Origin of the sequence: Paenibacillus sp. GYB003, from assembly GCF_036577625.1 — a bacterium.
GTDB lineage: Bacteria > Bacillota > Bacilli > Paenibacillales > NBRC-103111 > Paenibacillus_AB.
Map to the genome: position 1 here is coordinate 16201 of NZ_JARBDC010000084.1, position 16946 is coordinate 33146.

The 16946-nt window shown below is 45.3% G+C and carries 34 protein-coding genes and 1 riboswitch; of the genes, 30 read left to right on the plus strand and 4 right to left on the minus strand.

Translation table 11 applies throughout. From position 1 onward, the window contains the following. Positions 1-17 precede the first annotated feature (17 nt). Positions 18-1478, minus strand: coding sequence for a recombinase family protein (locus tag PV407_RS26215; RefSeq protein ID WP_332092955.1), 1461 nt, complete (start codon positions 1476-1478; stop codon positions 18-20). Positions 1479-1757: 279 nt separating this feature from the next. Between PV407_RS26215 and PV407_RS29665 the strand changes: the two genes are divergently transcribed. Beyond that, positions 1758-2078, plus strand: a complete 321-nt coding sequence (locus PV407_RS29665) for a LytTR family transcriptional regulator DNA-binding domain-containing protein (RefSeq protein WP_442951712.1) — start codon at positions 1758-1760, stop codon at positions 2076-2078. A gap of 103 nt (positions 2079-2181) precedes the next feature. Then, a riboswitch (cyclic di-GMP riboswitch) is annotated at positions 2182-2265 on the plus strand. A 120-nt stretch (positions 2266-2385) separates the two neighbouring features. Here PV407_RS29665 and PV407_RS29670 read toward each other — a convergent pair. Then, positions 2386-2616, minus strand: a complete 231-nt coding sequence (locus PV407_RS29670) for a helix-turn-helix transcriptional regulator (RefSeq protein WP_442951713.1) — start codon at positions 2614-2616, stop codon at positions 2386-2388. A gap of 234 nt (positions 2617-2850) precedes the next feature. Further along, on the minus strand, positions 2851-3276 hold the full coding sequence (locus tag PV407_RS26220) for a helix-turn-helix domain-containing protein (protein ID WP_332092956.1): 426 nt from the start codon (positions 3274-3276) through the stop codon (positions 2851-2853). 157 nt (positions 3277-3433) lie between these two features. Here PV407_RS26220 and PV407_RS26225 point away from each other — a divergent pair, with 157 nt between their 5' ends. The 24 genes from PV407_RS26225 to PV407_RS26340 all read left to right on the plus strand — a co-directional run bounded on the left by PV407_RS26225 (position 3434) and on the right by PV407_RS26340 (position 13605). Beyond that, positions 3434-3691, plus strand: a complete 258-nt coding sequence (locus PV407_RS26225) for a helix-turn-helix transcriptional regulator (protein ID WP_332092957.1) — start codon at positions 3434-3436, stop codon at positions 3689-3691. 16 nt (positions 3692-3707) lie between these two features. After that, positions 3708-4457 carry a phage antirepressor KilAC domain-containing protein gene (locus PV407_RS26230; protein WP_332092958.1) on the plus strand — a complete coding sequence of 250 codons (750 nt, stop codon included), beginning with the start codon at positions 3708-3710 and terminating at the stop codon, positions 4455-4457. Positions 4458-5030: 573 nt separating this feature from the next. Continuing rightward, positions 5031-5393, plus strand: a complete 363-nt coding sequence (locus tag PV407_RS26235) for a BC1872 family protein (RefSeq protein WP_332092959.1) — start codon at positions 5031-5033, stop codon at positions 5391-5393. Between the two features lie 159 nt (positions 5394-5552). Further along, the gene (locus PV407_RS26240; RefSeq protein WP_332092960.1) at positions 5553-5711 is read left to right on the plus strand and encodes a hypothetical protein; all 159 of its coding nucleotides are present in this window, start codon (positions 5553-5555) and stop codon (positions 5709-5711) included. Next, positions 5708-6118 carry a YopX family protein gene (locus PV407_RS26245; RefSeq protein WP_332092961.1) on the plus strand — a complete coding sequence of 137 codons (411 nt, stop codon included), beginning with the start codon at positions 5708-5710 and terminating at the stop codon, positions 6116-6118. The genes PV407_RS26240 and PV407_RS26245 overlap by 4 nt, the downstream gene beginning before the upstream one ends. Next, positions 6115-6303: a hypothetical protein gene (locus tag PV407_RS26250; RefSeq protein ID WP_332092962.1), complete on the plus strand. Its 189-nt coding sequence runs from the start codon at positions 6115-6117 to the stop codon at positions 6301-6303. Before PV407_RS26245 ends, PV407_RS26250 begins: the two co-directional genes overlap by 4 nt. Beyond that, positions 6304-6465, plus strand: a complete 162-nt coding sequence (locus PV407_RS26255; protein WP_332092963.1) for a hypothetical protein — start codon at positions 6304-6306, stop codon at positions 6463-6465. A gap of 49 nt (positions 6466-6514) precedes the next feature. Next, on the plus strand, positions 6515-6805 hold the full coding sequence (locus PV407_RS26260) for a hypothetical protein (protein WP_332092964.1): 291 nt from the start codon (positions 6515-6517) through the stop codon (positions 6803-6805). Next, positions 6744-7481, plus strand: coding sequence for an ERF family protein (locus tag PV407_RS26265; RefSeq protein WP_332092965.1), 738 nt, complete (start codon positions 6744-6746; stop codon positions 7479-7481). Before PV407_RS26260 ends, PV407_RS26265 begins: the two co-directional genes overlap by 62 nt. 568 nt (positions 7482-8049) lie before the next feature. Beyond that, a complete protein-coding gene (locus PV407_RS26270; RefSeq protein ID WP_332092966.1) occupies positions 8050-8532 on the plus strand; it encodes a hypothetical protein in 483 nt (160 codons plus the stop codon). Positions 8533-8590: 58 nt separating this feature from the next. Continuing rightward, positions 8591-9124 (plus strand): HNH endonuclease, encoded by a 534-nt coding sequence (locus tag PV407_RS26275; protein ID WP_332092967.1) that lies wholly within the window; start codon positions 8591-8593, stop codon positions 9122-9124. A gap of 43 nt (positions 9125-9167) precedes the next feature. Next, the gene (locus PV407_RS26280) at positions 9168-9533 is read left to right on the plus strand and encodes a hypothetical protein (protein ID WP_332092968.1); all 366 of its coding nucleotides are present in this window, start codon (positions 9168-9170) and stop codon (positions 9531-9533) included. Beyond that, positions 9517-9693, plus strand: a complete 177-nt coding sequence (locus PV407_RS26285) for a hypothetical protein (protein WP_332092969.1) — start codon at positions 9517-9519, stop codon at positions 9691-9693. Before PV407_RS26280 ends, PV407_RS26285 begins: the two co-directional genes overlap by 17 nt. After that, positions 9690-9989, plus strand: a complete 300-nt coding sequence (locus tag PV407_RS26290; protein ID WP_332092970.1) for a hypothetical protein — start codon at positions 9690-9692, stop codon at positions 9987-9989. Before PV407_RS26285 ends, PV407_RS26290 begins: the two co-directional genes overlap by 4 nt. A gap of 184 nt (positions 9990-10173) precedes the next feature. Beyond that, the gene (locus tag PV407_RS26295; protein ID WP_332092971.1) at positions 10174-10539 is read left to right on the plus strand and encodes a hypothetical protein; all 366 of its coding nucleotides are present in this window, start codon (positions 10174-10176) and stop codon (positions 10537-10539) included. Continuing rightward, complete coding sequence (locus PV407_RS26300) at positions 10536-10733, plus strand: hypothetical protein (RefSeq protein WP_332092972.1); 198 nt, start codon at positions 10536-10538, stop codon at positions 10731-10733. The genes PV407_RS26295 and PV407_RS26300 overlap by 4 nt, the downstream gene beginning before the upstream one ends. 19 nt (positions 10734-10752) lie before the next feature. Next, entirely contained in the window at positions 10753-11112 is a 360-nt protein-coding gene (locus tag PV407_RS26305; protein WP_332092973.1) for a hypothetical protein, read from the plus strand. Then, positions 11109-11393, plus strand: a complete 285-nt coding sequence (locus PV407_RS26310) for a flagellar FlbD family protein (protein WP_332092974.1) — start codon at positions 11109-11111, stop codon at positions 11391-11393. The genes PV407_RS26305 and PV407_RS26310 overlap by 4 nt, the downstream gene beginning before the upstream one ends. A 212-nt stretch (positions 11394-11605) precedes the next feature. After that, the gene (locus tag PV407_RS26315) at positions 11606-11965 is read left to right on the plus strand and encodes a DUF5406 family protein (protein ID WP_332092975.1); all 360 of its coding nucleotides are present in this window, start codon (positions 11606-11608) and stop codon (positions 11963-11965) included. A 12-nt stretch (positions 11966-11977) separates the two neighbouring features. Next, complete coding sequence (locus tag PV407_RS26320) at positions 11978-12325, plus strand: hypothetical protein (protein ID WP_332092976.1); 348 nt, start codon at positions 11978-11980, stop codon at positions 12323-12325. Between the two features lie 57 nt (positions 12326-12382). Next, positions 12383-12568, plus strand: coding sequence for a hypothetical protein (locus PV407_RS26325; protein WP_332092977.1), 186 nt, complete (start codon positions 12383-12385; stop codon positions 12566-12568). A gap of 101 nt (positions 12569-12669) precedes the next feature. After that, positions 12670-13092, plus strand: a complete 423-nt coding sequence (locus PV407_RS26330; protein WP_332092978.1) for a hypothetical protein — start codon at positions 12670-12672, stop codon at positions 13090-13092. Next, entirely contained in the window at positions 13085-13408 is a 324-nt protein-coding gene (locus PV407_RS26335) for a hypothetical protein (protein ID WP_332092979.1), read from the plus strand. The genes PV407_RS26330 and PV407_RS26335 overlap by 8 nt, the downstream gene beginning before the upstream one ends. A gap of 11 nt (positions 13409-13419) precedes the next feature. After that, positions 13420-13605 (plus strand): hypothetical protein, encoded by a 186-nt coding sequence (locus PV407_RS26340; RefSeq protein WP_332092980.1) that lies wholly within the window; start codon positions 13420-13422, stop codon positions 13603-13605. Here the strand turns inward: PV407_RS26340 and PV407_RS26345 are convergent. After that, positions 13602-13748, minus strand: a complete 147-nt coding sequence (locus PV407_RS26345) for a hypothetical protein (protein ID WP_332092981.1) — start codon at positions 13746-13748, stop codon at positions 13602-13604. The genes PV407_RS26340 and PV407_RS26345 overlap by 4 nt on opposite strands. 127 nt (positions 13749-13875) lie before the next feature. On the opposite strand from PV407_RS26345, the gene PV407_RS26350 reads away from it, so the two are divergent. The 5 genes from PV407_RS26350 to PV407_RS26370 all read left to right on the plus strand — a co-directional run bounded on the left by PV407_RS26350 (position 13876) and on the right by PV407_RS26370 (position 16943). Next, complete coding sequence (locus tag PV407_RS26350) at positions 13876-14031, plus strand: hypothetical protein (RefSeq protein WP_332092982.1); 156 nt, start codon at positions 13876-13878, stop codon at positions 14029-14031. A 3-nt stretch (positions 14032-14034) separates the two neighbouring features. Continuing rightward, the gene (locus PV407_RS26355; RefSeq protein WP_332092983.1) at positions 14035-14826 is read left to right on the plus strand and encodes a hypothetical protein; all 792 of its coding nucleotides are present in this window, start codon (positions 14035-14037) and stop codon (positions 14824-14826) included. Next, on the plus strand, positions 14798-16072 hold the full coding sequence (locus PV407_RS26360; RefSeq protein ID WP_332092984.1) for a replicative DNA helicase: 1275 nt from the start codon (positions 14798-14800) through the stop codon (positions 16070-16072). Before PV407_RS26355 ends, PV407_RS26360 begins: the two co-directional genes overlap by 29 nt. Before the next feature lie 265 nt (positions 16073-16337). Next, complete coding sequence (locus PV407_RS26365; protein ID WP_332092985.1) at positions 16338-16697, plus strand: DUF5406 family protein; 360 nt, start codon at positions 16338-16340, stop codon at positions 16695-16697. 42 nt (positions 16698-16739) lie between these two features. Beyond that, positions 16740-16943, plus strand: a complete 204-nt coding sequence (locus PV407_RS26370) for a hypothetical protein (protein WP_332092986.1) — start codon at positions 16740-16742, stop codon at positions 16941-16943. Positions 16944-16946 lie beyond the last annotated feature (3 nt).

Genomic DNA, 16946 nt, shown 5'->3' on the forward strand with positions numbered 1-16946 from the left:
TTATACGTAGGTACATACTAAGCCAGTTTGATATCTTCAATGATCCATTTATCATTTTCTTTTAGAATCGTAATTTGCTGAAATAGGGATTGCATGACCTGCTTTTTTGTGGACTGTTCCAGGTAAGGCCAGTTCTCCTTAATCGCCCGTAAGGTTTCTAGCGCTTCTTCTGGTGTTATTGTAGATGGCACGGCACGCGGTAAATCGGCAAGACGTTTACTCAGTTCGGTCATACTGTCCATTTCCTCTTTCATCAACTTCGCAAAATCGTCGTAAGGCATCAGTCCATCCCCATACGCGCGTTGCCACCTGCTCCGGCGCACTTCACTCGCTGACATCTGCTTTTGGATTTCCTCACGCTCGTCGATCTGGCTCCGATTGGTTTCGTCGGTGAAAGAAGTGAGCAGATCGCCGGCCGTGAGGTTCAACGAACCGAATAGGAGTTTCGTTAGATTTAATTCAGAAATACCCGATGCATCACAACTTCCATATCTCTCATTGTTGGAACAGACGTATCCGCGGTAGATCGTGTTTTTTAATGTCTTGTTATATTTCCCCTTGTACGTGCCGCCGCACTTTCCACATTTTATGATTCCGCCGTATACGTACTCGTAGGAGTTACGGGACATGAGCCCTTCGCGACGCCGTTCAAGAATTCGCTGCACCTGCTCAAACATTTCCACTGGAATGATTGCCTCATGTTTGCCGTCCCTTACGATCCGTTCGTTTTCTTCAACGAGAGCGGACTTCCAATGTACTTTCCCGGTATAGTGATAATTGCGTAAGGTTAGCGCAACCTTATGTTGATCCCACTTGGCGCCCTTGTTTCGGTATACACCGCGGTCATTGAGCATCTTGGCAAGATTGGTAGTGCCAATTCCTTTCAAATACTGTTCAAACGTCCAATATACCCATTTCGCCTGTTCTTCGTTAATCCGGAGTTCTCCATCCTCTAATCGGTCGTATCCGAAAAGCGGAACTGTAATATTATGCAAGCCCTTCTTTGCACGCTTCTCCATGCCTTTGCGTACTTCTTCGGACAGGTTCTCACGGTACCATTGAGCGAATATGCCAAGCATAAAAATAAACATACGTCCCATAGCGGTATCGGTATCGATTTTCTCGGTGATCGATACGAATTTGACGTTATGCTTATCGAATAATTTCATCAGATTGTATAAATCGCCGATGTCCCGAGTTAGCCTGTCCAGCTTATGAACGACGAGAACATCGATATTATTACGTTCAATTTCGGCTAGGAGTCGTTTGATATCCGGGCGCTCAAGGTTTTTACCTGAATACCCCGGATCACTAAAGTACCCGACGAGTGTCCATTTCTCCCGTTCGATATTGTCGATTATCTTTTCTTCCTGCGCCTCAAGGGAGTGACCTTCTTCTGCCTGTTCCTCCGTACTTACTCGTCCGTATCCAGCTGCGCGGATGATGGTTTGGATGTCTGTTACAGTCTTCTTTTTCATGGTCGCCCTCCATATTAGAATAAGACTGGTTGAAAGGGGTAGGATCGTTCCGTTGGTACCATTGGGTAGTTATTGGCTTTCGCGATGTACCCCCATTCTACAGCGTTCCTGTAGGAGCTACAACCGCATTTTGGACACGTCCCATATTTACCTAGGTCGAATCGCCAGCGGTCTTTGTGGGAGGCGTAGGAGCAGCGAGAACACCATAAGTACATAATTAGAACCTACCTTGCGAATGATTTACTACATTTTGCCGATACTAGTCGCGAGGTGATCAACATGAAAATTCCGGCAAAATTAGACGGAAAACTTGAATTCGTGTCCTTGAAAGACATACTATGTTTCACCATATTTCAGAAGAAAATCATGTTTTATACGGATGATCACGTATACCATTCAATTAGTTCGATTAACGATTACTACGAACTAACACGGGAGCATGGATTCGAAATGCTGGATCGTAATAATGTGGTTCAGGTCGATAAGATAACAAGTTATGACCCGTATCAAAAGATTGTCTTTTTCGGGGAGAATGGGTCGAGGTATTGTACAGTATCGGGTAAGAGTCTGGAATTCCTAAAAAACCTAAAAATTAAATAATACACGAAAATGCTGACCTCGTAAAGAAAAATTCAGGGTACCTGAATGAAGGTGCGCGAATTGGGTATTGTCAGATTATTCAAAACGTGACATGATGATGGTAACAAGATAAAGGCAAAACCTACCGAAAGGAGGTGACGCAAAGCCACGGGGCTAAGTCGTAAGATATGCTCGCCGGGTTGCCGCAGGTGGTCGGGCTTTTCCATCTCTTTTTTTAGGGATGGATTTTTATTTACCCACTATTTATTTGTCATACAACTGTATGTCGTCCGCCCCAGAGTAGATACTAACCTACTCTGTTAACGGCCTACACCCGGTGCGAAGGAGGAATTTCGATCCATTCGTAGAAGTCTTCCATTGGAAGCCCGAACACTTCCGATACCGTTTTCAGCGTCCCGACGGACATTGTACGTTTGCCCGTACAATATGCGCTGTATTGCTGTCGGGACCATCCCATCTTTTCGTAAAATAGTGGCGGATCAATCTTCCGTTCGCGCAATATCTCGGGTAGTAGGCACTTCCCAGGACGGAAGGCCAATCGATCTACCCACTCCTACCATTAATTAACTGATGGTGTCTTAAGTGTAACCTTGTATCGAACATATGTTCTCATTTATAATGATGAAAACGCAAACATGACCTGGACGGTGACATATGGCAAAAGATACGTTGCAAATCACTTATGAAATGTTCATTATACTTGGAATCGATCCAAAGGAAGCTATTACATATTTAGAGAACAAAAAGGCATCTACCCTTAATCCAAACCATGTTATGGCTCTTCAGATTTTGAAACAGCAGGCTGTTCCTTCTTCCTAGATAATTGCCATCTAACGAAGGACATGAATTCTTCGATTTCTTCGTCACTAAGTTTCATGATATCAACCATAAAGTCCATACGCTCTTTTATTTGTTCATTTGTTAATCCTTGACTAATGTAATCTAAAAGCTTTTCAGCTGGATGTTTCTCTTGATCGGTTTTATCTTTCCTGATATGGCCTGCAATCTTCATCAAATCTGTATATGGAACACGGAGACCTCTGGCGAGTTTTTCAATTGTCGGAGGCTTGGGAATTCCTCGTTCTCCAGTTTCATACCTTGAGATAGAAGCTGCACTTACACCAGAGTAAACCGCCAATTGGTTGACGGTCATCCCTTTGCTCTCTCTCAATTTTTTAAGTTCCTCCCCGAAACTCATCTTTTTTCACCTCCCATTCAAATATTCTCTCACTAGTATTGACAATAGGCAATAAATCGAGATTTCATGTTACCAAAAAGTGTTGACATTAGGTATTAATCATGGTATTTTATTGACAGAAGGTAATGACAAAAGGTAATGACGGAGGTGATGAAATATGAAAAGAACAGTCGTTATCGATATCGAGTTTCTTACTAGTCTTATGAAGGTAAAAGGGTTATCTGAAAGTGAATTCGCTCATGTCATCGGTGTATCTCACAGCATGGTAAACCGCGTTGTAAACGGAAAACGCGGAGGCGGAAACAAGTTTATATTCGGAGTTCTGAATGCCTTCGCTGATGTGTCTTACAGTCAATTGGTTAAGCATGATCGACAATTACCAAAAGGTAATAAATCTCCGCAAAAAACAGCGTAAGGAGTTGATTTCAGGAATGAACTTAATAACGATCCACAATGTTCGTGGATATATCGACGAAAACGGAACGGCCCAACTTAATATCGAAGATGTGTCCCGTGGTCTTGGTTTTGTTCAATCAAAAGGCAAAGTTACTTATGTACGTTGGGAGCGTGTCAACGGATATTTAAGCGATATGGGTTTTCCCCAACTGGTGGGGAAAGAATATATCCCCGAAAATGTGTTCTATAGATTGTCCATGAAGGGCGAAACCGAAAGTGCATTAGCATTCCAGGCTAAAGTGGCCGATGAAATCCTTCCAAGCATTCGCAAGACTGGAACATATTCGATAAATATACCGAAGTCTTTGCCGGAAGCGCTCAGGGCATATGCGGCAGAAGTAGAGAAGAACCAGATACTTATGCTCGAAAATCAGGAATTAAAAGTAAAGACTCGATATGTAGAACTGATCTTGAAATCAAAAGCGACAGTCACCATTACACAGATAGCAAAAGATTATGGAATGTCGGGAGCACAACTCAATAAATTACTGCACGAAGAGAAAGTGCAATACAAACAAAACAAACAGTGGTTACTCTACCAGAAATACCACGATCGAGGTTACACCAAATCAGAAACGATCGACATTACCAGGAGTAACGGCGATCCAGACGTAACGATGAATACACGATGGACTCAAAAGGGCAGATTATTCATCCATGAAATACTGACGAAACGCGGAATAGTTCCCTTTATGGACCGTGAAACGGTGAGAAACCATGGATAAAACAATTTTCGGAATCTGCCCGACGTGCTATCTGGTTGTAACAAGCGATCAACCGAATGTATCAACAAGTGGATCGGATGGTAGCACATTCTATCATCGTGAATGTGAACCGAACCGAATGAAGTTCATGCGAGAAAATGCTTCTCGTTGGAAAGAAGATGGCGAAACGTGTAAAAAGTTGAGAGAATCTTGGAATTTCACAATAAGCGAACTCGCCGAATACCTTGGTGTTTCGGAAACCAAACTTCGAAAATTCGAAGCAGGTAAGCCAGTTACACATGCAAGATTGCTCGCGATGGCGTACCACATCTTTTTCGAACTCCAGTCCTTACGAATGGAAATTCCTTAAACATCATCCTAACGAAAGGAGCAAAACCTATGAAACTCCAAAATATCGACTTAAGCCAAAAACTGCCGCCTAAGCTGATCCTTCAAATCGTACAAGACGTACGCAAGAACAAACCGAAGGAGCAGGATAAAGGCGCATGAGCCATTACCCACAACTTACCAACAACATATCCACAATAAGCAATATTACCATATCCTACTTATTTCCTAAAGGGGAGTGACACTGTGACACGTGAAGAAATACTGGCGATGGAGCCGGGACGCAAAATGGATACCGAAGTTGCGTTACGTGTCTTAGGCATAAAAGAAGTAACTGTTGTCGGCAAGCACTATTTTATTGATCCGCTCGATACAGTTTTACCCGCATACTCATCCAAGATATCGGCTGTATGGGAAGTCGTAGAAAAATTAGCATCATCGCATTCCATCTTTCATCTAGCAAAGAAGTGGGACGAGTACGAGGCAGTATTCGTTCCCAATGGAAAAACCGAAGGTATACCGGCTCACTCCTGCAAGTCAGCGCCAGAAGCGATCTGCAAGGCGGCACTTTTTACGGAACTCGAAGGAGGCGAACCTAGTGCGAGTTGAAATCGAAAATACCGTCGTAATCGCCCCATTGCAGCCTAGAACATACGATACGTGGGTACCCGATAAGCCGGAATGCGACTGTGGAAGCCACGCGAAGTTGAAACTCAACGGTAAGTATCGATGTTGGGAATGTGCAGAAGACGAGGGGGTTGAACGAGTATGAAAACTCTCGAAGAAATGTCTCGCGGCCTAGCCGAAATCATCCGTCAATGCGACGAGGACATCGAATTCCTCCGCGAGTTTCAACGGCAAGAAGAACTTCGCAAGTGGGAGCACGAGCATAACCAAGCGATTGAGAGAGGGGCGCGTACGGCGTGAGGGAGGTTCATTTCCGTGCATTTGATAGGAAAGCAAAAGTTATGTTTCCGGTCCACAAATTGGAATGGAATAAGATTTCGAACAATCTATTGCACATAGGCGGTGTCGATATCCAAGATAAGGAATCAGACTATGCCGGCGACGTGTACTATGGAGGTCCGGCCAACAAGAAGACTGGGACGCCGCCTGTGGAACGGTACGTGTTGATGCAAAGAACCGGTTTGCATGCGAATCAACCGCTGTATTTCGACGACATAATAGATATTTACTTTGGGGATCGAAAAGACCGGCGGATGATCATTAGTAATCTTTGGGAATTAGTGGACCTGATAAACCTCATTCTTGATTATGGAGCCAAATTCGTGGTTGTCGGCAACATCTACGAGAACCCGGAGCTGATCCCATGACACCCGATCAAATCCAAGAAGGCAAATGTTACATCGGTCACAACGGCGGAATTTACGAAGTGCTCTTTATCCAGCAATCGAAGGGGCAAAAGTGGGTTCGCTTTATCAAACGTGGACCCGAAGGCGGCAATGGAAGATGGCCGATCAAGCAGTTTGCACCGCACATGAGAGAGGAGATGAAGTAGATGGACGTCAACAGCATGTACATGAAGCTACGGTATGCCCAGCGGCAAATGATCGCTGCGGCCGGTACAAAGGCGCACAGCACGTGGAAAGCGATAGTTCGCGAACTGGATGCAAATATAAGAGCGCTCACCGTGTGCGAAACGGTAAGCGCCAGTGCGTAACCCTGCTAAGGTTATGTCTATTTTACCATAACTCCGAGAAGGTGAGTATATGGAAACGAAAACTCGTTTAGCGCTGCAACATATCGAAACCGGATTGTTCCTCAGCTGGTCGTCGGATAGTATGCCGCACACGAAAAAGTTGGCACAAGCCCGGCGATTCGGCAGTAGAGAAGAACTATCGACATTCCTTGAAGTGAGTCCATATAAACCGGATGACCCGGAATCATACGAAATCATCGAAATTGAAATCACCTACTGCAAGAAGGAGGTTGAACCAAGTGAGCAAAGCGCAGCTTTACATGAAGATGCTCAAAGTCATGGAGGAAGTCGGCCAGCTTAAAAAGGATGGATCGGTTAAAGATTTTAGCGGCAAGAAGATGTACGACTACTTATCCGAAGAACAGGTAACCGGCGAACTGCAAGCGGCCTTCATCAAACATAAATTGGTTGTCTTTCCACACCAGGTCGACGAGGAATTTTTCTACATTGAAGGCACGAACGCGAAAGGTGCATACCGAAACCCGACGACCAAAGTCAATGTGAAATACAAAATCGTCGATGCCGAGACTGGCGAATTCGAAGTCATAAACAGTGTCGGGTACGGTACGGATACAGCAGATAAAGGCAGCAATAAAGCGATGACCGGTGCATTCAAATACGCGATGCGGCAATCATTCGCAATCTCGACTGGCGATGATGGTGACCATACATCAAGCGACGCCATTACACATGGTAATACGTCCGAAAAGCCGCATACAGGCCCGCAAACACAGCGGAATACCGAAACACGGTCGAGCGGTCCAGCAGCGTCTAGCGGCCAATCTGGATCGTCACATCCATCAATGAGAGTATTTGCTCTCTCGAAAGAGCTTGGTTGGAAATCGTATGACCTAAACGCTTTCGCTTCGGACGTTCTTCAAAGAGAAGTTAAATACCCCATGAAAGACTATGTCAAGACGCTTGAAGATTGGGAAAAAATCGAACAAGCACTCATTGTCACCAAAGAAGCATCATGATCATAAAATCGCTAGCCAATCAACCGGCATACACGATCACCAAACAGCAGCAGACTGAGCGTAAGCGAGTCAAACGCACCCAACGTCAACGGGGCTCTATAAGCCCCAAGGTGCGCCAAGAAGTCCGGTCAAGGTCAAAGGGTATCTGCGAGATTCGGAAGCGCTGCAGGGGCTCACAGGCGGTCGAGCAGGCACATTTACAGGGGCGAAGGCTGATCGAGGAAACGACGGCGGACATGCTTCGAGATAGCTGCAAGGAATGCCATGTATGGCTTGATGAGACCGTTGAAGGGATACGGTATAAAAAGCAACTACGAGGCTAAGAGGGGGAGAAATATACTTTCTCCCTAATCCCCCCTATACGGCTACCGGCTAAAGCCTGGGATGATTCGGCCGATTCGAAGGAATGACGAAGGAGGTAAAGCGATGTTTGACTTTTACCAGTGCGAAGAATGCAACCTGGTATTCGCGGTTCAAACTGGAGAATACGACGAACCGGTGTGTCAATGCGGATGCTCATACACATCGTACCTTGAAACAAAATCGGTACAGATCGGGGTGAATGCGTATGCCTCGTACCAATCCGAAGTACAAGGAAGCGCAGATGACGCAATACCGGAAGCCGGATGAAAAGATTCTTGGGAAAATATCCAAGCTGTACGATGGCGAATGCATCGGCTATTACAAGACAACATGGTTGGTGTACCTAGCAATTGTAAGGATTGGAGAGCGTTTCGAGTTTTGTTGGATGGATGATGGATACATTTCAACAGATGGCCCCAAAAGCTGGGGAGCACAAAAGGTTGATTATTTCAGGAAGATCGGAAAAGGTTGGGATCTTTACTTCGAACATGTTTGGTTCTGGATTAGCCCTGAAGCAATATCGGAATATTTTGATTGGGTCTTTTCACAAGAGGGCCTGATTTACGTAGAGGAATCGAAAAAAGTAGAACCTATTCCAGTTGATCCCCCGAAGGTTCGTACTCCTAAAACGAGATCGAAGTCGAATCCGAGGGATGATGGGCAACTGTATATGTTCGAAGTTGGCTAGTTTGGCCGAACGGCCTCCAATCGACTGAATATGCTTAGCGAGGTTAAGAGGTGAAACTATGAACAATAAGTATGAAATCCGAGGAGACGTAACTGCAATAAAAATTGTGAGCCGTAAGTATGGGACATTCGAAACACTAATAAGCACCAGTAAGTTGGATCTCGTTTCTGATTATGTCGATCATTGGTTCATCCAATTCAACAATCGCAACAAATCGTTCTACGTCAGCGGAAAGTCTAAACACGACAATTATAAAAAGCAGGTTTCAATTCATCGTTTAATCATGGGCTTCCCAGTTAGAAAAATTGTCGATCACATTAACCATGATACCTTAGATAACAGGGATTCGAATCTGAGGCTAGTTAGTAATTTGCAAAATCAACAGAATCGAAAGGATGCTACACGCAATAGTTCATCTGGAGTTAGAAACGTTCATTGGCACAAGGCATACGGGAAATGGGAAGTACAAATAAAAATGAATCAAAAAAAGATTACGATAGGCTATTTCACAGACATCAAAGAGGCTGAAAAGGCAGCCATAGAGGCACGCCGAAAGTTTATGCCATTTTCAGAGAATGATCGTGCTGTATAAGCCCGGAGGCCGATCCAGATCAATCAAAGAGGAGCACTAGGATATGAGAGATACAAGGATAGACGATATGATGCCGGGAAGAGAGTTGGACCAGCACTTCGCAAATCTGATCGGATACCAGTCGCTTACGACGGCAATGAATCTTGATGGATCGTACGGATATACTCCGAAATACTCGACGACATGGGAAGGTATGGGCGAAGTCATTGGGGAGATGCAACGACGGGGATACAGTTACAGTATTCACAACACCGAAAAGGGCGTATGGGTGCAGTTCGAACAATGGAGTCCAGAATACGATCTAGCCGGGTTTGGTAAGTCGGAAGCAGAATCTGCACCTTATGCCGTTGCTTTGGCAGCTATTAAGGCTCTACAAGGGGAGGATACCACGAATGAAAAAAATGGGTGAACTTATCACGGCAATCGAAAATGCCGGAATTAGAGTTAAATGTGCCAGATGGGAAAACGAAGACCATTTAAACATCGACGTAGACGACCGCGATAGGGCAGCGGCTACACTCATTGCTCAGGGATGGTACGAGGATCAAGGGGAGGATACCCAACCATGATTGAGTGGAAAAAGTACGATCCGAATAACCTTCCTACTGTCGGTAACGAATACCTTATCTCCGATGGTACGCATGTCGATATTGCCTATCTGATGGAAACCGGATACGGAGATGAAGTGAGGTTTTATCCTCCAGATAGAAGCCCCATTTGGTATGACGACATTATCTATTTCGCCGAAATCAATTTACCGGGGTCAGACGACGGATGGAGAATATGCCCGGCATGTGGAGAGGATTACCGTGCTGGCGAGGAAGTTGTAATCAATCGGGAGGATACCCATGGAACCAGTAAATAGCGAAGAATTTATACCCGGAATGCCAGTAAAGCATAAAACGCGGATACTGCATGAAGCAAGGGTGCATTCCATTTCTAAGTCAGGGAAAAGCATCGGCGTCAGACATAATGCTTATTATCCATATGGAGTTTGTTGGGATATAACGTATTTCAAGCGAGAACAACTCGAATCGAGGGTGAAATAGATGGAACCAGTAAGTAATGCTGAACGGGAAAAGAAGATAGCAGAGATTATTTCGAGGTGGTACAAAGACCCAACTTTAATCAGTCCAGCGCAAAATGTTGCGAGGCAAGCGTTTCATGATGTCCGGTTCCTCCTATCCGAACTCGACTATTGGAAAGGTTATGGCGAAGAAAGTTTAAGGATTGAAAAAGAATTGCGTGACCGGCTCCAATCCATACAGCAGGAAAGGGACGAGATAATCCAGACGATACGCCCCTACGGAGACCCACAAAACTACAACATTTGGCCCTCTCCTCTATGGATGGATGGCGGGCAGAAAATACGGGATTTGCTTCAAAAGATGGGAGTAGGGGAGGAAAGGACATGAATCTTCTTGATGCCTACGTTACCGAGGTGTTAGGGACACCCAGATTCGAAGATTACTACAAAGACGAAGGGATCGTTTGGTGGGCCGTTCCAGTCAAGTATAACAGCTATGGAGTAGTTTCGGAGACTGAACTGACCTTCAAAACTCGTGAAGAAGCCGAGAAGGTCAAGGTCGGATATCATTTTTTGTCATAAATTCGAGGGAGGAAAGGACATGACCGGAACCAATAGGTGCCAACATGGATTTGAAGTGTCGGAAAATGTTAAATGTCGCATATGCGAATTGGAACAACAGGTAAACACGCTGGCATCGGAACGAGACGAAGCGCGCGAGTATCTTCAAATCAAGCAAAATCAGGTATGGGAGCTTGATAAGCAACGGCGCGAACTGAAAAAACAGGTAAACACGCTGACAAAATCATTCGGATCAGACGTTGTGTACCAGGCTTTGAATCACTACTTCGAGCAATCGTTGTTCGACCAAGAAGATTTTGACGATTTGGATCGCGCAATGGAAGCGCATAGAGCCCTACAGTCTATAAAGGAATCCCCGAGGGAGGAGCAAGGGAAATGATTAAATTGACAAAACATAACGGTTGTCCAATATGGCTGAATCCAGATCATATTCGAACGGTATCTCAAGATAAATACGGTACGTTGGTTTGTGATAACCATGTCAATGAATCCCCCGAAGAAGTAGTACGCAAGATCATGGATTACAAACATTACAAACTGGCAATGTCAACCTTTAATTCGGCACATGCAGCATCGTTGCTACCACATGAAAGAAAGGGTCTTTATGAGTACGCCGAAGAAGAATTGAACAGGTTGGCCGGATTGGAGCAGACCCCATGAAGGATAAGCCGTATGCAACTTCTCCAACTGTTGAAATTGAGGGACGCACATACCGGGCGAAGAATCTTCGGCTTAACGGATCGGGTATTCGATGGGCCGACGTGGAATATTGGCATGACGAACGAGGATGGCGAGAATGCCAGAATTGGGGCACGATCACGAAAGTAGCAAATCTGTTATGGCCCAATAGGGGATAAAGGAGAAGAGGATATATGAACAAGTACATGGGTGAGGGCTCATACCCTCGATATGGTAAACATGTGGTTCGAGTGTTGCTTCAAGATGGGGAATACCAAGGCTACATCGTTTTAGAAATGGGCGGAAACTGCAAAGGAGGTTCGATATTGACATCCGTAATCTCAACTATCGAAGATAACGAATTCGAACCAAACATGATTTACGCAGACAACCTCAGACACATTGTCACGGACGGAGACGGCTTCCCAAGAGAATATGTTTTGTTCGACAAGAACGAAGAAGAACTTTACATCGATGCGGATGAGGATTTTATCGATTGCGTTGTTGGCGTCGAAATTGTCGACTTTATCGATGATCCAAAATCGGTCGATTAAAGGAGAATCCCCATGGAACGGATAGATAAAGCGAAACTGCTGGAATGGCTGAAGCAACGGAGCCAGAAGTCATATGCAACAACATTTATCAATTCGACTTATAAAGGAGTTATAGAAGAGATCGAACGAGGCACTTTCGACCCCGATCCTGCACCCGTACCAACGCTACAGAAAGGCGACAAGGTACGACATAAGGATAACAAATACATCGGAACCGGTGTAGTCCTCGAAATTGCAAAAAGCGGTTTGCGGGCTCATGTCGACTTCTCAGAAATCGACGATTGGGATAAGGTTCGTCTCAATTGGGCGCCATATCCATCTTATTATCGATTAGACAAATTAATCAAGGTAGAGGGGTAATATACGGCCCCCGTTTCACTGAGCGGATTCGGTCGAATCGGAGAAAGGAGAAGCACCATGGAAGTAGGAGATATTGTTGATCTGAAAACAGATAAGCGTTGGCGAGGAGGCATAATCAAACAAATTTCACATGATCGGGCTTATGTAGAGTGGCCTGAGAATGAGGATAACGGATATTCCGCCTACTCGCCACACTTGGTAAGCAATCTCATTCCAGCAGATGGGCAGCTAATGTTGTTTTAGGCCAAAGTCCATCGCTCGACAGAATAAGCTCAGCGCCAGCGGAGGCCGGAATATTTTTTGGAATATTTTCCGTTGAATTTACCAAGTTTGGAGGTAACCCCATGAAACCCAATATAGCGGAGTACAAGAAGATGCTTGCGGCGGCAACGCCGGGACCGTGGGCATATGAAGAAACGGATAGCGGACACATAATTCGAATGGGAACGGCAATTGAAAGCCCATATCATCACGATTCACAACATGCAATTGAATATGACCATTGTTGCTATTATGACGACGATGAAGAAGAAAATGATGCAGAAAACAGCCAAGCGAACGAAGCTGCGGCAAATGCCAAACTCATCGCCAAAGCTCCTGAAGCAATAGAATCTCTGATCGGGGAAGTAGAGAGACAGGCCGAAGAAATCGAGAGACTACGGAAAGCACTGGAATGGTATGCAGATAACTCTAATTACAAATTAGGCGCAACAACATTAGGTAATAGGGCTAGGGAGGCACTAAGGAGGGATACCCCAGATGCCTGAAGCCGTATTTGGCGAAAACGGAATATGTGCTGTATGCCGACGAAACCCAGTCAATCGCTGGTGCGATTATATCATCTCATATGACAACAGCATCATCTTCGTAAAAGGCAGTTACCAAACTTTCAAAGAGATGAATCAAGGCGATAAGTACGAGACGTGCGACCTGCCGATGTGCGATAAATGTGCGAACGAGGTGTCGATTGACCGGCACCTCTGCCCACATCACATGAAGCTGCACACTCAACGACATTTACCAGACGCATACCAGAAGAAACGACAGCTCGAAGAAAAACGGAAGATAAATGCGGCCATTTAGGAGGGATACCCATGAAACGTAAACAGCTCAAACTCTGGTACCACATCGCACTCATGAACCTCTACGGGATCCTCACCGACAGCATCGAAGACGACCCCGAGGAAGGCATGAGCACACCGGGCGAACGGCGATATCTCCGGTACTTTAGCAAGTATGTGCATCATCAGAGCAAGGTTCGGGAGTTGAAGGGGGCTTAATCCCCTTCTTTCTCCCGGTCCATCTTCACAGCAAATTCCTTATTGATGACCTGGCTAATATTGAGACGTTCCCGCTCGGCAATCTTAACGATGTACTCGTATACATCGCGGTCTAAGCTAATTGACGTTTTCACCTTTTCCACACTATCACCTCATGTTTGCAGTATAACACGGAGTGATAAAAGATATTGATACTTACCACAAACTACTACAAAGTATGACAAAGTATGCTATAATAAATATAGGAATTCATATAAAGGAGGGGCAGACATGAAGCCAGCAAGCGTTAACACGTTTCAAATGAAAATCCCTGATGAGATCAACCGGCAGATTAAAGCCGACGCCTCGTTGCATGGGATTTCCAAACACGATTGGATTCTGAAAGCCATCATGCAGCAGCTTGAACGTAATGACAAGGCGGTGTAGCCAATGGCGATATATCGGCAGGTTCATCTTAGTTTCTGGCAAGACGGATTCGTTCTGACGTTGCCGCCTGATGAAAAGTATTTCTATCTCTACCTGATGACGAACAGCAAGACTACACAATGTGGCATTTACGAATTACCGCTGCGTGTGATCGAACTGGAGACCGGGTTCGACGCGCAGAAAGTTTTCGAACTTATCCATAAATTCGTCGGATATCGAAAAATCATGTACAACGAAGAGACTCGAGAAATCATGCTGCTGAATTGGATCAAGCACAACATGTCGAATTCGCCCAAAGTAAAGACTCGAGTGAAGAAAGAGCTATCCGATGTGAAGCATATACCCTATGTAAAAGAGTTTTATAGACTATGCATAAAGTATGGATACAGTATCGATACCCAAACGCAAAAAGAAGAAGAACAAAACAAAGACTATATAGTATCTGATACTCTATCTGATCGAATTCGATTGATCGTAAATGAATGCGAGATCAAAAACTGCGGCGTTGACGGACTCGATACCATATGCTCGTTTGCGAAACAAGTGGATGTCGAAGTGATCGAAGCAGCTCTGCGCAAATCGAAGGGAAAACCGCTCAACTATTTCCTTTCGGTCATCAACGGGTTCATAGAGGAGGGTAAAACGACGAAGGAGTCGATGAATCCGTTTCGCGTAGTAAATGCACAAAAACAAGTGGACATCGAACTTGAGCAGAGGCGAATCGAAATAGCACGCAACAAGTGGATTGAAAACGGCGGTGATCCGAATGAATTTAGATATGAACATGGCGCTTGACGCCGAGTGCGCGGTGCTTGGTGCGGTCTTGCTAGACAACAACGTTCTTGACGACATCGTGGACAAGCTCGAATCTCGAGATTTTATAAGAGAAACCAACGGGCTAATATGGTCCGCAATGCAGTACCAATATCGAAACAACCGACCGTGCGATCTTGTTACCATAACTCAAGTGATGGAGCGATATGATCGAACAACGGAAATAGGAGGTGTTTCGTACCTATCTGAACTTGCAAATTCATGTCCAACATCAGCTAATGTCTTGTCCTATGTCGAGATCGTCCAAAAGCAATCATATCGGAAACGGGCATATGAAGCCGGAACAAAGATCGTACAGATGGCGAAGGATGGTTTCGATGATGAGGAATCGTTTTTTTCGGACATCGAACGACATGCATTAGGCGTTCGTCCAAACGATCACGGTACGATGAAGCATATTTCGGACGGTCGAGACGAGTACCTCGAGTACCTCAATACGAAAGACGACTTTATCTACACCGGGTTTAAAAAGTTTGATGAATGGATGGGCGGTATCGGTCGCGGATGGCTCTACATACTAGCAGGAAGGCCGAGCGTCGGAAAGACAGCAAAAATGTTGCAGATGGCTAGGGGGATTGCAAACCAGAATGTCGGCGAAGTCCTTATCTGGTCGCAGGAAATGAAGCGAAAGCAGCTTCTTACCCGAATGCTCTCTCCCATGACCTTTATTGGCGCAAACCGTGTTAGGCGAAAGGAACTCGATCGGTCGGAAAAGGACAAACTCATGAAGGCTTATGACGAACTTTCCCGGCTTCCTCTGCATATCGAAGACGCCAAGAATGTGACCATTGAGGAAGTAAAGGCGACAGCCCGGCAAATCAAACGCAAGTATGGACGAATCGGCGCAATCATCGTGGATTACTTGACCATCATGAAAATTAATCAGCAGAAGGGCGAAACCCGGTCGCAAGCTGTGGGATATGTGACAAGAACAGCAAAGCATATTGCATTGGAATTAGACTGTCCATTCATCATGCTGGCGCAATTAAGCCGCGAAGGAAAAGACGAACCGAAACTTGAGCATTTACGGGACTCGGGGGAAATTGAGCAGGACGCAGATGTGGTTGAATTCTTGTGGCACAATCCGGATGTAACGCACAAGGATGGGAAAGTGATCCAATCGATCATCGCAAAAGGTCGCGATGTAGGGGTGAATCAGTTTGAGTACCTATTCCAAGGCTGGATTCAACGGTATTCCGAGCTCTGATGATGAATACGCCTCCTTGCTCGAGGCAATCGTCAAGGGTGCAGAATACTTGGACAACCCGATCATTAAGCCAGAACAATACACGAAAGGAATGAGAAGGTATGAACAGTATTGCAACTGGGCTCGTGCGTATCGAGCAAAGCATAACGCGTATCGGAATGCTTCTGGATAGTGAGACGGACCCGATCAAGCGAGTACAGTACCGGCAACAACTACGGACGCTGCTGAAACAGCTGGACCAATTTGAGAAGAAGGAGCAACCGGCATGAAAAACTATATGGGTGAAGGTTATTATCCGAAGTACGGTACGCATTATGTACGTGCATATCTCCAGTGGGACGACTATAAAGGACGAGTTGTTTTAGAACTTGGGGGAAATTGCATGGGTGGTTCGATTCTTACATCCATCATCTCTGCTCTTGAAGACGGGGATTATTTCCCGGACATGACGATCGACGATAACTTGAAACACATCGAAACAGATGAGGATGGATACCCCGTAGAGTATACCCTGTTCAACGAAAACGGGGACGAGTTGTATTTGGAAGCTGACGGGGATTTCGGAGACTGTGTGGTAGGTGTGGAGATAATCGACTGGATCGAAGAGAAGAAAGCCGCGGGTTAAGCCGAATAGGGTCCAATAGGTACGAGAGAGGGGATTAACCAAATGAAAAAGTATTACACCGCAGTTGCGAAAGAAAGTCTTAAGCAGCACCCGCACACTTGGACGAAACATCTTGATTACCAAATGATCGAGAAAGGCGATCGGATCAAATTAGCATCGAATCAAGGAGACGTGAGTTACCCGATCGAGAAGCGCGCGGAACTTGAAGAGATATTCGAAATCACGGAAGGCTGGAACCCATATTAAACA

What these genes read in the sequence shown, in the direction of transcription:
- PV407_RS26215 (WP_332092955.1), bottom strand. Translation starts at nt 1,478, where the DNA reads ATGAAAAAGAAGACTGTAACAGACATCCAAACCATCATCCGCGCAGCT.
- PV407_RS29665 (WP_442951712.1), top strand. Translation starts at nt 1,758, where the DNA reads ATGAAAATTCCGGCAAAATTAGACGGAAAACTTGAATTCGTGTCCTTG.
- PV407_RS26220 (WP_332092956.1), bottom strand. Translation starts at nt 3,276, where the DNA reads ATGAGTTTCGGGGAGGAACTTAAAAAATTGAGAGAGAGCAAAGGGATG.
- PV407_RS26225 (WP_332092957.1), top strand. Translation starts at nt 3,434, where the DNA reads ATGAAAAGAACAGTCGTTATCGATATCGAGTTTCTTACTAGTCTTATG.
- PV407_RS26230 (WP_332092958.1), top strand. Translation starts at nt 3,708, where the DNA reads ATGAACTTAATAACGATCCACAATGTTCGTGGATATATCGACGAAAAC.
- PV407_RS26240 (WP_332092960.1), top strand. Translation starts at nt 5,553, where the DNA reads ATGAAAACTCTCGAAGAAATGTCTCGCGGCCTAGCCGAAATCATCCGT.
- PV407_RS26250 (WP_332092962.1), top strand. Translation starts at nt 6,115, where the DNA reads ATGACACCCGATCAAATCCAAGAAGGCAAATGTTACATCGGTCACAAC.
- PV407_RS26255 (WP_332092963.1), top strand. Translation starts at nt 6,304, where the DNA reads ATGGACGTCAACAGCATGTACATGAAGCTACGGTATGCCCAGCGGCAA.
- PV407_RS26260 (WP_332092964.1), top strand. Translation starts at nt 6,515, where the DNA reads ATGGAAACGAAAACTCGTTTAGCGCTGCAACATATCGAAACCGGATTG.
- PV407_RS26270 (WP_332092966.1), top strand. Translation starts at nt 8,050, where the DNA reads ATGCCTCGTACCAATCCGAAGTACAAGGAAGCGCAGATGACGCAATAC.
- PV407_RS26275 (WP_332092967.1), top strand. Translation starts at nt 8,591, where the DNA reads ATGAACAATAAGTATGAAATCCGAGGAGACGTAACTGCAATAAAAATT.
- PV407_RS26280 (WP_332092968.1), top strand. Translation starts at nt 9,168, where the DNA reads ATGAGAGATACAAGGATAGACGATATGATGCCGGGAAGAGAGTTGGAC.
- PV407_RS26285 (WP_332092969.1), top strand. Translation starts at nt 9,517, where the DNA reads ATGAAAAAAATGGGTGAACTTATCACGGCAATCGAAAATGCCGGAATT.
- PV407_RS26290 (WP_332092970.1), top strand. Translation starts at nt 9,690, where the DNA reads ATGATTGAGTGGAAAAAGTACGATCCGAATAACCTTCCTACTGTCGGT.
- PV407_RS26295 (WP_332092971.1), top strand. Translation starts at nt 10,174, where the DNA reads ATGGAACCAGTAAGTAATGCTGAACGGGAAAAGAAGATAGCAGAGATT.
- PV407_RS26300 (WP_332092972.1), top strand. Translation starts at nt 10,536, where the DNA reads ATGAATCTTCTTGATGCCTACGTTACCGAGGTGTTAGGGACACCCAGA.
- PV407_RS26305 (WP_332092973.1), top strand. Translation starts at nt 10,753, where the DNA reads ATGACCGGAACCAATAGGTGCCAACATGGATTTGAAGTGTCGGAAAAT.
- PV407_RS26310 (WP_332092974.1), top strand. Translation starts at nt 11,109, where the DNA reads ATGATTAAATTGACAAAACATAACGGTTGTCCAATATGGCTGAATCCA.
- PV407_RS26315 (WP_332092975.1), top strand. Translation starts at nt 11,606, where the DNA reads ATGAACAAGTACATGGGTGAGGGCTCATACCCTCGATATGGTAAACAT.
- PV407_RS26320 (WP_332092976.1), top strand. Translation starts at nt 11,978, where the DNA reads ATGGAACGGATAGATAAAGCGAAACTGCTGGAATGGCTGAAGCAACGG.
- PV407_RS26325 (WP_332092977.1), top strand. Translation starts at nt 12,383, where the DNA reads ATGGAAGTAGGAGATATTGTTGATCTGAAAACAGATAAGCGTTGGCGA.
- PV407_RS26330 (WP_332092978.1), top strand. Translation starts at nt 12,670, where the DNA reads ATGAAACCCAATATAGCGGAGTACAAGAAGATGCTTGCGGCGGCAACG.
- PV407_RS26335 (WP_332092979.1), top strand. Translation starts at nt 13,085, where the DNA reads ATGCCTGAAGCCGTATTTGGCGAAAACGGAATATGTGCTGTATGCCGA.
- PV407_RS26340 (WP_332092980.1), top strand. Translation starts at nt 13,420, where the DNA reads ATGAAACGTAAACAGCTCAAACTCTGGTACCACATCGCACTCATGAAC.
- PV407_RS26350 (WP_332092982.1), top strand. Translation starts at nt 13,876, where the DNA reads ATGAAGCCAGCAAGCGTTAACACGTTTCAAATGAAAATCCCTGATGAG.
- PV407_RS26355 (WP_332092983.1), top strand. Translation starts at nt 14,035, where the DNA reads ATGGCGATATATCGGCAGGTTCATCTTAGTTTCTGGCAAGACGGATTC.
- PV407_RS26360 (WP_332092984.1), top strand. Translation starts at nt 14,798, where the DNA reads ATGAATTTAGATATGAACATGGCGCTTGACGCCGAGTGCGCGGTGCTT.
- PV407_RS26365 (WP_332092985.1), top strand. Translation starts at nt 16,338, where the DNA reads ATGAAAAACTATATGGGTGAAGGTTATTATCCGAAGTACGGTACGCAT.
- PV407_RS26370 (WP_332092986.1), top strand. Translation starts at nt 16,740, where the DNA reads ATGAAAAAGTATTACACCGCAGTTGCGAAAGAAAGTCTTAAGCAGCAC.